General features: G+C 67.5%; 7 protein-coding genes and 1 pseudogene. 5 read left to right on the top strand and 3 right to left on the bottom strand.

Annotation, left to right across the window (positions count from 1 at the left end):
• Nucleotides 1-709 (top strand): annotated as a pseudogene (locus AC5RWU_RS18760) (hypothetical protein); the annotation flags it as partial.
• 107 nt (nt 710-816) lie between these two features.
• On the opposite strand, the gene aspS reads toward AC5RWU_RS18760, so the two are convergent.
• A complete protein-coding gene (aspS, locus tag AC5RWU_RS18755; protein WP_494032455.1) occupies nt 817-2,652 on the bottom strand; it encodes an aspartate--tRNA ligase in 1,836 nt (611 codons plus the stop codon).
• A gap of 106 nt (nt 2,653-2,758) precedes the next feature.
• Here aspS and AC5RWU_RS18750 point away from each other — a divergent pair, with 106 nt between their 5' ends.
• Nucleotides 2,759-4,012, top strand: coding sequence for an APC family permease (locus tag AC5RWU_RS18750; protein WP_494037138.1), 1,254 nt, complete (start codon nt 2,759-2,761; stop codon nt 4,010-4,012).
• Between the two features lie 67 nt (nt 4,013-4,079).
• On the opposite strand, the gene hisS is transcribed toward AC5RWU_RS18750, so the two are convergent.
• Nucleotides 4,080-5,426 (bottom strand): histidine--tRNA ligase, encoded by a 1,347-nt coding sequence (gene hisS / locus AC5RWU_RS18745; RefSeq protein WP_494032453.1) that lies wholly within the window; start codon nt 5,424-5,426, stop codon nt 4,080-4,082.
• A 214-nt stretch (nt 5,427-5,640) separates the two neighbouring features.
• Between hisS and AC5RWU_RS18740 the strand changes: the two genes are divergently transcribed.
• The 3 genes from AC5RWU_RS18740 to AC5RWU_RS18730 all read left to right on the top strand — a co-directional run bounded on the left by AC5RWU_RS18740 (nt 5,641) and on the right by AC5RWU_RS18730 (nt 8,818).
• Nucleotides 5,641-6,420 carry a peptidylprolyl isomerase gene (locus tag AC5RWU_RS18740; RefSeq protein ID WP_494032452.1) on the top strand — a complete coding sequence of 260 codons (780 nt, stop codon included), beginning with the start codon at nt 5,641-5,643 and terminating at the stop codon, nt 6,418-6,420.
• A 49-nt stretch (nt 6,421-6,469) separates the two neighbouring features.
• Nucleotides 6,470-8,047, top strand: coding sequence for a DUF349 domain-containing protein (locus tag AC5RWU_RS18735; protein WP_494032451.1), 1,578 nt, complete (start codon nt 6,470-6,472; stop codon nt 8,045-8,047).
• A gap of 117 nt (nt 8,048-8,164) precedes the next feature.
• Nucleotides 8,165-8,818, top strand: a complete 654-nt coding sequence (locus tag AC5RWU_RS18730; protein WP_494032450.1) for a hypothetical protein — start codon at nt 8,165-8,167, stop codon at nt 8,816-8,818.
• Between the two features lie 27 nt (nt 8,819-8,845).
• On the opposite strand, the gene AC5RWU_RS18725 is transcribed toward AC5RWU_RS18730, so the two are convergent.
• Complete coding sequence (locus tag AC5RWU_RS18725; RefSeq protein ID WP_494032460.1) at nt 8,846-11,200, bottom strand: RelA/SpoT family protein; 2,355 nt, start codon at nt 11,198-11,200, stop codon at nt 8,846-8,848.
• Nucleotides 11,201-11,469: the final 269 nt, after the last annotated feature.

Here is an 11,469-nt window from a genome sequence, read left to right as displayed (position 1 = left end):
GCCCACACCAACCCCGGAACCGGTACCCACAGAGCCCACACCAACCCCGGAACCGGTACCCACAGAGCCCACACCAACCCCGGAACCGGTACCCACACCGACACCAACCCCGGAACCAGCGCCCACGGAGCACACTGACGAAGGGAACGCGGGCGTAGGCGCTGCAGCGCCGACATCCACTCCGTCGGCAGCCGCGGAAACCCGGGCGCCGTCGGCTGCCCCTGCAGCCAGGCCAGCCCCGCGCTTCGCCGCAGCTGCCCCGCCGCGGGAAACCGGCGAATCATTTGCCTTGCTGTCCTCCTCGGCGTCGGCACCGGTGGTATTTCCGCCCTTCAAGCCGACCGCCGGGATCCTGGGCACCGTCGACGGCAGCCTGCAGGGACGCTCCGCGGCCCTTTCCGGACTGCTGTCGGAGATCGACCAGCTGCTGGCTTATCAGGAACTGCTGGAGAAGGGCTCCACTGGTTCCCTGATTCCGCCAAGCACCTACCGCCCGGATGCGTCCGAGGCTGCCGTCCCTGCCGCCGTCATCCAGCAGCAGGGACTGTTCGGCGGTACCGGCTGGCTGAACCGCGTCAGTTCGCTGGCACTGCTTGCCGGCGCCACCGTTATCGGCCTCCGCGGCCGGCTGTTCCGGCATGGCGGACCGGGCCGGACAGCAGGCGCTGCGCCGGCGGCCGCTCCGGATCCTGCGGACGGGCAGGATTAACTGCCGGAGCACGAACTTAGCAGCGAACGCCCGCCGCGGCCGCACCCGGAAGGGGGACGGCCGCGACGGGCGTTGTCTTGGGCAGGTGCTGCAGCACCTGCTGCCGGTCAGGCCCCGGCAGGAGTTCCGGCCGCCTGCTTCCCGGCGTCCTGCTTGGCAGCTTCAGACTGCTGGCCGGACTTGCGCGGCTCCGGCTTGGCATCCACACCGGCTTCCTTGCGCTGCTGCGGCGTGATGGGCGCCGGAGCCTCTGTCAGCGGGTCGTGGCCACCGCCGGACTTCGGGAAGGCGATCACCTCGCGGATGGACTCCGAACCCGTCATCAGCTGGACCACACGGTCCCAGCCGAACGCGATGCCGCCGTGCGGCGGAGCGCCGAACTTGAAGCCTTCCAGCAGGAAGCCGAACTTCTCCTCGGCCTCGTCGTGGTCGATTCCCATCACCTTGAAAACGCGCTCCTGCATGTCCCGGCGGTGGATACGGATGGAGCCGCCGCCGATCTCGTTGCCGTTGCAGACGATGTCGTAGGCGTAGGCCAGGGCGTTCTCCGGATCCTGGTCGAAGGTGTCCTCGAACTCCGGCTTGGGCGAGGTGAAGGCGTGGTGCACTGCGGTCCAGGCTGAGTAGCCCAGGGCCACGTCGCCGGAAGCCGTCGCATTCGCGGCCGGCTCGAACAGCGGGGCGTCGACGATCCAGACGAAGGCCCAGTCACCGTCCTTGATCTGGCCGGTGCGGTGGCCGATCTCCACGCGCGCAGCACCCAGCAGGGCCCGCGAAGCGCCCTTTTCCCCGGCGGCGAAGAAGATGCAGTCGCCCGGCTTGGCGCCGACGGCATCCGCCAGGCCTGCTCGCTCGGCATCCGTCAGGTTCTTGGCCACCGGGCCGGCCAGCTCGCCGTCCTCCTTATACAGGACATAGGCCAGGCCCTTGGCGCCGCGCTGCTTGGCCCACTCCTGCCAGGCGTCCAGCTGGCGGCGCGGCTGGGACGCTCCGCCGGGCATGACCACGGCGCCGACGTACGGGGCCTTGAAGACACCGAAGGTGGTGTCCTTGAAGTATTCGGTGAGGTCCGTCAACTCCAGGCCGAAGCGCAGGTCCGGCTTGTCGGAGCCATACTTGTCCATGGCCTCGGCATAGGTCATGCGGCGGATCGGGGTCGGGATTTCGACGTCGATCAGCCGCCACAGCGCCTGCACGATCCGCTCGCCCAGGCCGATGATGTCGTCCTGCTCGACGAAGCTGGCCTCGATGTCCAGCTGGGTGAACTCCGGCTGGCGGTCGGCGCGGAAGTCCTCGTCACGGTAGCAGCGGGCAATCTGGTAGTACTTTTCGAAGCCGCCCACCTGCAGCAACTGCTTGAACAGCTGAGGGGACTGCGGCAGCGCGTACCAGGACCCCGGTGCCAGGCGGGCCGGCACCAGGAAGTCGCGGGCGCCTTCCGGCGTCGAGCGCGTCAGCGTGGGAGTCTCGATTTCGACGAAGCCCTCCTGGTGCAGCAGCTCGCGCGCTACGCGGTTGGCTTCGGAGCGCAGCCGGATGTTCCGGGCCGGGGCCGGGCGGCGCAGGTCCAGGTACCGGTGCTTGAGGCGGGCCTCCTCACCGACCTCGATGTGCTCGTCGACCTGGAACGGCAGCGGTGCGGCGGTGTTGAGGACCGTCACCTTTTCCGCCATGACCTCGACGTCGCCGGTGGCCAGGTGCGGGTTCTCGTTGCCCTCCGGACGCTTCTCCACCGTGCCGGTGATCTGCAGGACGTACTCGTTGCGCAGGCTGTGGAAGACCTCTTCCTCCCGCACCACCACCTGGGCGATACCGGAGGCGTCACGCAGGTCCAGGAACGCCACCCCACCGTGGTCACGGCGGCGGGCAACCCAGCCCGCCAGGGTCACGGTCTGTCCAATGTGTTCGGAACGCAGGGATCCGAGGTCATGTGTGCGCAGCACAGCATTCCTTCCGGGGTGTAGATAGACTGATCTCGTTCGAGTTTACCCGTTCAAATCCCGGTTCACCGCGGCCCTCAGTGCCTTGAACCGCCTATCGGAGGTCATTGTGGGCGGCAGCTCAACATTGCAGCGGCGCCTGGGAACTTTCGACGCCACCGTGATCGGACTCGGTTCCATGCTGGGAGCGGGCGTCTTCGTTGCCTTTGGCCCGGCGGCCGAATCCGCCGGCACCTGGCTGCCGGCGGCGCTCCTGGTCGCCGGAATGGTTGCCTACTGCAACGCTGCGTCGTCTGCCCAGCTGGCCCAGGTGTACCCTGCCGCCGGAGGGACGTACGTGTACGGCCGGGAACAGCTGGGCCACTGGCAGGGATTCATCGCCGGCTGGGGGTACGTCACCGGCAAGACGGCTTCGTGCGCGGCCATGGCGCTCACCTTCGGCTACTACGCGGCACCTGACTACGCGGTCCCGCTCGCCGTGGCCGCCGTCGTCGTGCTTACCGCAGTCAACCTGTTCGGCATCACCCGGACGGCCCTGCTGACCCGGATCCTGCTGGCAGTGGTCCTGGCCGTCCTGGCCTTCGCAGTGGCGGTCATGTTCACCGCCCCGGCGGCGGATACGACGGCGGCTGCGGCCGAAGCCGGTCCGGCCGGCGTCCTGCAGGCCGCCGGCCTGCTCTTCTTCGCCTTCGCCGGCTACGCGCGCATCGCCACCCTCGGCGAAGAAGTCGTCAATCCCCAGTCCAGCATTCCCAAGGCCATCCTGGGTGCGCTGGCCATTGCGTTCCTGATCTACCTGCTGATCGGCAGCGGCCTGCTGCGCACCCTGGGAACAGCGGGACTGGCAGGCTCCACCGCGCCGTTGCTCGAGGCAACCGGCCCCGCGGCCCCCTGGGCGGGACCCGTCGTCGCCGCCGGGGCGGCCTGCGCCAGCCTGGGAGCCCTGCTGGCCCTGGTTGCCGGCGTCGGGCGGACCACCATGGCAATGGCCCGCGAACGCGACCTGCCAACGTTCCTGGCCCGGATTGGCAGCCGCTTCACAGTGCCCTACCGTGCCGACCTGACGGTGGCGGTGGTCATCATCGTCCTGCTGCTGACCACAGACGTGCTAACCGTCGTCGGATTCTCCAGCTTCGGCGTGCTGATCTACTACGCCGTCGCCAACCTGGCCGCCCTGACGCTGCGGGACCGCCCCTGGCATGCGCCGAAGGCGGTCAATGTAATCGGGCTGGCGGGCTGCCTGGTCCTCGCGTTCACCCTGCCGCTGACGTCCGTGCTGGTCATGTCCGGCATCATGGCCGCGGGACTGGCCGGGCGCTGGTTGGTGCTGCGGCGCCGGGCTGCCCTGCAGCGGCAGGATTAACCACACGGTTTAGAAGCACGACGGCGGCCGGGCGGCCGCCGTCGTCAGCCCACCTGGCTGCGGCGCGTCAGGCTTGCGGATTGGCGGCGACGCTGACGTTCAGGTCCTCAGCCGGAGGCATCCAGCTGGCCGGATCGGCGGCAACCTGGTCACCGGACCGGATGTCCTTGACCTCATGCTTACCCTCTTCCGTGGTGAACCAGACGAAAGGGATGCCGCGGCGGTCCGCGTACTTGATCTGCTTGCCGAATTTGTCCGCCTTGGCAGCCACTTCCACGGAGATGCCCCGCGCACGCAGGGCCGCTGCCACGTCCTGCGCCTGGGACCAGCTGCCGTCATCGGCCAGCGTCACCAGCACGGCGGTCGGGACGCTGCGCGAGGCCGAAGCGAAATCCTGGCTGAGCATGCGCATAACCAGCCGGGTGACGCCCACGGACAGGCCCACGCCGGGGAACGTGCGGTTGCCCTTGGCGGCGAGGCTGTCGTAGCGGCCGCCGGAACAGATAGATCCGAGCGATTCATGCCCCACCAAGACCGTCTCGTAGACCGTGCCGGTGTAGTAGTCCAGTCCGCGGGCAATACTCATGTCCGCCACGACGCGTCCGGGCGCGCGCCGGGAGGTTTCCGCGATCACCTCTTCGAGCTCGTGCAGGCCCTCCTCCAGCAGCTCGTGCTCCACGCCCAGGGCCCGCACCTGCTGGACGAAGGAAGTATCCTTCGTGCGGATCGCAGCCAGCTTCAGCGCGGCCTCCGCCTGTTCCTGGGTGGCTCCCAGCTCCTCCTGCAGCAGTGTGGCCACCGCCTCCGGGCCGATCTTTTCCAGTTTGTCGATGCTGCGCAGCACGCCGGCGGTGTCCTCGAGCCCGATTCCGCGGTAGAACCCCTCCGCCAGCTTGCGGTTGTTCACACGCAGCAGGAACTCCGGAATCGGCAGCGCGCCCAGCGCCTCGACGATCACCAGGGCCAGTTCCACGTCATAGTGGAAGGGCAGCTCGCCGTCCCCTACGACGTCGATATCCGCTTGGGTGAATTCCCGGGCGCGTCCCTCCTGCGGACGCTCGCCGCGCCAGACCTTCTGGATCTGGTAGCGGCGGAACGGGAAGGCGAGGTGGCCGGCGTTCTCCACGACGTAGCGCGCGAACGGCACGGTGAGGTCGAAGTGCAGCGCCAGCTGGTTCGGATCGTGCTTAAGCACCCCGGGCTCCTCGTCCATCAGGCGCTTGATCCCGAAGACTTCCTTGTCGATCTCGCCCTTGCGCAGCAGCTGACCGACCGTCTCCACCGCCCGGGTTTCAATATTGGCAAATCCGTGCAGCTCGAAGGTCCTGCGCAGGATGTCCAGGACATGCAGCTCGACCAGGCGCTCCTGAGGTAGCCATTCGGGGAAACCTGACAGTGAGGCCTTGCGTGCCATGCGGACGAACTCCTTGGATCTGGGCATACCGGCAAGGGCGGACGGACCGACCTGCAGCGGCAGCGGGAATATTTTTCCGTCAGAAACCGGGCGGTCCCCGGGCCTGCGGTCTGCCCCGGTGAATAAACTGGGTGCGGCAATCATTTTAGGTGTTCGGCCGAACGCATAGCGAACCGGGCGGCAGGTGCGCCCGGTACCGGCAGTGGGAGGAACGTTGGCAAGCAACCGCCAGGACAGGGAAGCGCGGCGCCGCATCGCGCAGATGGAAGCCAAGCGCGCGCTGCGGACCGAACAAGCCAAGCGGCGCAAACGGGACAATGTGTTCGCAGCGGCGGGCGCCGGCGTCGTAATTGCCCTTGCCGTCGCCCTCCAGCTGACCGTCTTCAGTTCCAATCCCACCCCGGCGGAAATGGAACTGCTGGAGACGCCGTTGGCGGCTCCGGCCACGGAAGGCACCAATATCGGGGACATTCCGGATCCCTCCATCGCCGCGGACCGGACCTTCAGCGGTGAACTGGCCACCAGCGAAGGAAGCATTGGCGTGGAACTGGACGGCGCCGCGGCCCCGCAGGCGGTCGCGGTGTTCAAGACCCTTGCCGATCAGGGGTTCTTCAGCGGCAAGACCTGCCACCGCCTGACCACCGCCGAAACGATGGGTGTCCTGCAGTGCGGCTCCGTGGACGGCGAAGGCGGCGGCGATCCGGAATTCCAGTGGGGCCCGGTGGAGAACGCGCCCGAAGACGGCCTCTATCCGGCAGGCACCGTTGCCGTAGCCCGCGGCCAAAGCACCTACAGCAATGGCACACAGTTCTTCATCGCCTACAAGGACACCGTGATCTCCCCGCAAACCGGAGGTTACACGGTAATGGGTACGGTAACCTCTGGACTGGACGTGCTGCAGGCCATAGCCAGCGGCGGTGTTGAAGGAGATAACGGTTCGCAGGACGGGAAGCCTAGAATACCCGTAACGATAGACTCGTTAACTCTGAACTAAGGGCGGCGCGGTACGCATCGACCATCCCTCGAGCGAAAGACTTTTAGCGGTGACTGAGAAATCCGACGAAACATCCAGCCAGGTTACGGACATCGAAGCTGCAGAGGCTTCCCCGGAACGCACTGAGCCGGACACGGCCGCACCGGAGAATACCGCACCGGAGAACCCAGTGACCGGGGATACGGCAGCGGCGAATACCGCGGCCGAGGCCCCTGCGGAAAGCGCCAAGCCCGTTGCCGTCCCCGCATCCGGAAAGCCGAAGCCCTCCCCCGCAGCCCTGGGCGGCAGCCGGCCGACGCCCGCTGCCATGGCCCCCCGTCACGGCGCCGCAGCGGCCCAGCCGGCCGTCGTCGCGCCGCCGGCACACACGACACCGCTGGAGGAAGCGGCGAAGTGGGCCCGCGTCGAGGATGACGGGCACGTCTTCCTGGTCCTGGACAGCGAGGAGCACGCCGTCGGACAGTACCCGGATGCGTCCAAGGAAGAGGCCCTTGCCTACTTTGTGCGCAAGTTCGACGACGTGGCCAGCCAGGTGATCCTGCTTGAGCAGCGGGTCCAGGCCAAGGCCCCCGCCGCCGACATGCAAAAGACGGTCGAACACCTGCGCGCACAAGTTGCCGAGCGCAAGATGGTCGGCGACCTGCGCTCACTCGAAGGCCGCCTGGACCAGCTGGCCGAGGACATCAAGGCACTGGAAAAATCCGAGCGGGCGCAGCAGGAACAGGCCAAGGCCGCCGAGCTGGCCGCGCGTGAGGCCATCGTCGCCGAAGCCGAGGCGATCGCGGCCAAGGATCCTGCGACGGTGCAGTGGAAGAACAGCAGCCAGCGGATGAACGAGCTCTTCGAAGCCTGGAAGTCCGCGCAGAAGAACGGCCTGCGCCTCGGCCGCAGTGTGGAGGACGGGCTCTGGAAGCGGTTTCGCTCCGCGCGGACCGTGTTCGACCGGCACCGCAGGGCCTACTTCTCCCAGCTCGACAACGACAACGCGGCCGCCAAGGCGGCCAAGGAAGCCCTGATTGCACGGGCTGAGGAGCTGTCGACCTCCACGGACTGGGGCCATACCGCGGGCGAATACCGGCGGCTGATGGACGAGTGGAAGGCGTCCAAGCGCGCCAGCCGCAAGGATGACGACGCGCTCTGGAGCCGGTTCCGGGCCGCGCAGGACAAGTTCTTCGCCGCGCGTCAGGCCGCCAATGAGGCGATCGACCAGGAATACGCGGCCAATTTGGTGGTCAAGGAGCAGCTGCTGGCCGAAGCGAAGTCCCTGCTGCCGATCCGGGACCTGGCCGCCGCCAAGAAGGCGCTGCAGTCCATCCGCGACCGCTGGGAAGACGCCGGCAAGGTACCGCGTGCGGACATGGGCCGGATGGATTCGGGGCTCCGCTCAGTCGAAGACGCGGTCAAGGCTGCCGAGGATGAGCACTGGCAGCGGACCAACCCCGAGACGAAGGCACGCACCAACAGCGCGCTCAACCAGCTTGAGGCGACGATCGCCGCCCTGCAGGAGGATCTGGCCAAGGCGGAGAAGGCCGGGGATGCCAGGAAGATCAGCGCCGCCCGGGAAGCCCTGGATGCGCGCATGCAGTGGATGGACGCACTGCAGAAGTCCGCTCAGGACTTCGTCTGATCCTGCGGCTGCCCTGCAGCACCGCTTTTTCTCCACAGACAGGCCTCCGGCCGCCGGTTATCCACATCCGGCCGCCGGGGGCCTTCTGTATCGTGCCCGTTTGGCAAGCTTGACTGCATGCCAGCCACACCACCCGACCTCGCAGGTTCCGTCCCCCGTCCACGTGCCTGGGCAGCGGGCATCGGACTCCCGGAATCCTCTGCCGATCCGAACGGCATCCTCCACGCGGGGCGCCCCTTCAGCAGGCCGGAGCTGCAGGTCATGGCCCGGGACGGGCTGCTCAACCACGTCTACGGCGCCAGCTACGTCCGGCAGCATGTTGTCATCGACGCCGATATCCGGGCCCGCGCCGCGATCTCGCTGGTACCCGAATCGCTGCGCCGCCGGGTGACGCTCGGGCGTCAGAGCGCTGCCTGGATCTATGGCTGCGCGGGACCGCCGCTGCGGCTGAGCCTGCTGGCGGACCACCATCGGCGTACGACGGCGCTGCGGCCGTTCAGCGACGCCGTGCTCCACGAGGTGGGGCTGGGCCCGCTGGACATTACGTCTGTGGCCGGGGTCCAGGTCACGACGCCCCTGCGGACCGCCATGGATGTGGCGCTCCACGGACGGGACTCCGATGCCATCGCCGTCCTCCGCCGCATTTCAGCCGCTCCCGGCCTGGACTGCCCGCTGGAACTGGTGCTGGCTGCCGTGGAGGCAGCCGGGCGGGTTCCCGGAAAGCAAGCCGCACTGGCACGGCTGCGCGAGGCCCTCGGGGACGGAGTGTGACCGACCCCTGTGCTGACCGCTGGAGGCCTAGATCCTGCGCTGCGCTCCGGTGGTGCGGTAGACGTCGTAGACACCGTCGATCCGGCGAACGGCGCTGAGGACGTGGCTGAGGTACTTCGGGTCGCCCATTTCGAAGGCGAACCGGGACATGGCCACCCGGTCGCTGGAGGTGTGGACACTGGCCGACAGGATGTTCACGTGGTTCTCCGAGAGCACGCGCGTGACATCGGAGAGCAGGCTCTTGCGGTCCAGCGCCTCGACCTGGATCTCGACCAGGAAGACGCTGGACTGGGTGGGAGCCCACTCGACCGAAACGATGCGTTCGGGCTGGTCGCGCAGTTCGTGCACGTTCCGGCAGTCGGTCCGGTGCACCGAGACACCGGAACCCCGGGTGACGAAACCGATGATGGGGTCCGGCGGTACCGGAGTGCAGCAGCGGGCCAGTTTCACCCACACATCGCCCACGCCCCGCACCATCACGCCGGCGTCATTGAATTTCGGACGGCGGGCCGGCGCCGTCACCACGGAGGCGGAGTAATCCTCTTCCGTGTGATGGCCGCCGAGCAGCGTGACCAGATGCTCGATGACGTTCTGGGCCGAGGTGTGTCCGTCGCCGACGGCGGCGTAGAGGGCCGAGATGTCTGCATGGCGCATCTCCTGGGCCACGGCCATCAGCGCATCATGGGTCATCATCCGCTGCAGGGGCAGGTTCTGCTTGCGCATGGCGCGCGTCAGCAGGTCCTTGCCCTTCTCGATCGCTTCTTCACGGCGTTCCTTAGTGAACCACTGCCGGATCTTGTTGCGGGCACGCGGACTCTTGACGAAGCCCTGCCAGTCCTGGCTCGGTCCCGCTCCTTCGGCCTTGGAGGTGAAAATCTCCACCCAGTCGCCATGGTTCAGTTCACTGTTGAGGGGCACCAGTTTGCCGTTGACGCGTGCACCGATCGTGCGGTGGCCGACTTCCGTATGGACGGCATAGGCAAAGTCCACCGGCGTCGACCCGGCGGGCAGGGCCATGACCTCGCCCTTTGGCGTGAAGACGAAGACTTCCTTGGCATTGATCTCGAAGCGGAGCGAATCCAGGAACTCGTCCGGATCAGAGGTTTCCTGCTGCCAGTCGACGAGACTGCGCAGCCAGCCCATCTCACCGTCGGTGCCGCCGGTGTCCTTGCCGCCGGAGTCCTTGTACTTCCAGTGCGCCGCGACGCCGTACTCGGCCCTGCGGTGCATGTCATGGGTACGGATCTGGATTTCCACCGGCTTGCCGCCCGGTCCGATCACGGTGGTGTGCAGGGACTGGTACATATTGAACTTCGGCATCGCAATGTAGTCCTTGAAACGCCCCGGCAGCGGATTCCACCGTGCATGGAGGGCGCCGAGCGTGGCATAGCAGTCGCGGACCGTGTCCACCAGCACACGCACGCCCATCAGGTCGTGGATGTCGTCGAAGTCCTTTCCGCGGACGATCATCTTCTGGTAGATGGAGTAATAGTGCTTGGGGCGCCCCGTGATCGTCGCTTTGATCTTCACGGCGCGCAGATCTTCGGCAATCTGGCTGCGCACCGTGGACAGGTACTTCTCGCGCTCGGGAGTGCGGTCCCCCACCATGCGCACGATCTCCTCATAGACCTTCGGATGCAGAGCCGCAAAGGAAAGGTCCTCAAGTTCCCACTTGATGGTGTTCATACCCAGCCGGTGGGCTAGCGGCGCGAAGATCTCCAGGGTTTCCCGCGCCTTGCGGGCGGACGATTCCGGCGAGACGAAGCGCCAGGTCCGCGCATTGTGCAGCCGGTCCGCGAGCTTGATGACCAGGACGCGGATGTCCTTGGCCATGGCCACGACCATCTTGCGCACGGTCTCCGACTGCGCAGCCTCGCCGAAATGCACTTTGTCCAGCTTGGTGACGCCGTCGACCAGCCGCGCTACCTCCGGACCGAAATCGGCGCGCAGCTCGTCGAGTGTGTAGGACGTGTCCTCCACCGTGTCATGCAGTAAGGCCGCGGCAAGGGTGGGACCGGTCATGCCGAGTTCGGCAAGGATGGTTGCGACAGCCACCGGATGCGTGATGTAGGGATCGCCGCTCTTGCGTTTCTGGCCTGTGTGACAGCGCTCGGCGACAGCGAAGGCGCGCTGGATCAGGTCGAAATCCTCTTTGGGATTGTTCGCCCGGACGGTCCGCAGCAGCGGCTCCAGGATCGGCGAATAACCGGGCTGACCGCGTCCGGCGAGGCGGACCAGGCGTCCGAGCGTCCGTTCCCGGCGCGCGGGCGCAGCAGGGCGGGGCGGCACAGGCTTCTGGGGCACTGCGGGCTGACGCGCGGTAACGTTCCCCTGGGCCAAGTCCGAGGGCGTGGGCACCTTCTGGGCAGCAGCGCCGCCCATTCCCGGGCCGCTCCCCGTTTCCTGGTTACTGCCCGCGCCCGGCTGGCCCTTGGCCGGCGGCTTGCCGCCGCCCGGCGTAGTCGCGGGCGCGCCCCGGGTAGCGCCCTCGGCGGGCGCCGCAGCGCTGCTGCGGACGGAGACGGACGTGCGGGATCCCGGCAGGCTGCCGGACGGCTGACCTGCCTGATCCGCGGGACTCCGATTCTCTGCCACGCAAAACCCCTCACTGTCGGCCTGCCCGCTCCCGGGGCCTACACAGCCCCAGGGTT

This window comes from Arthrobacter sp. B0427-1-12 (assembly GCF_059092905.1).
This window is presented reverse-complemented; position numbering and strand designations above follow the sequence as displayed.

Coding starts and splice junctions, on each gene's coding strand:
- AC5RWU_RS18730 (WP_494032450.1), top strand. CDS start 8,165: ATGCCAGCCACACCACCCGACCTCGCAGGTTCCGTCCCCCGTCCACGT.
- AC5RWU_RS18725 (WP_494032460.1), bottom strand. CDS start 11,200: ATGGGCGGCGCTGCTGCCCAGAAGGTGCCCACGCCCTCGGACTTGGCC.
- hisS (WP_494032453.1), bottom strand. CDS start 5,426: ATGGCACGCAAGGCCTCACTGTCAGGTTTCCCCGAATGGCTACCTCAG.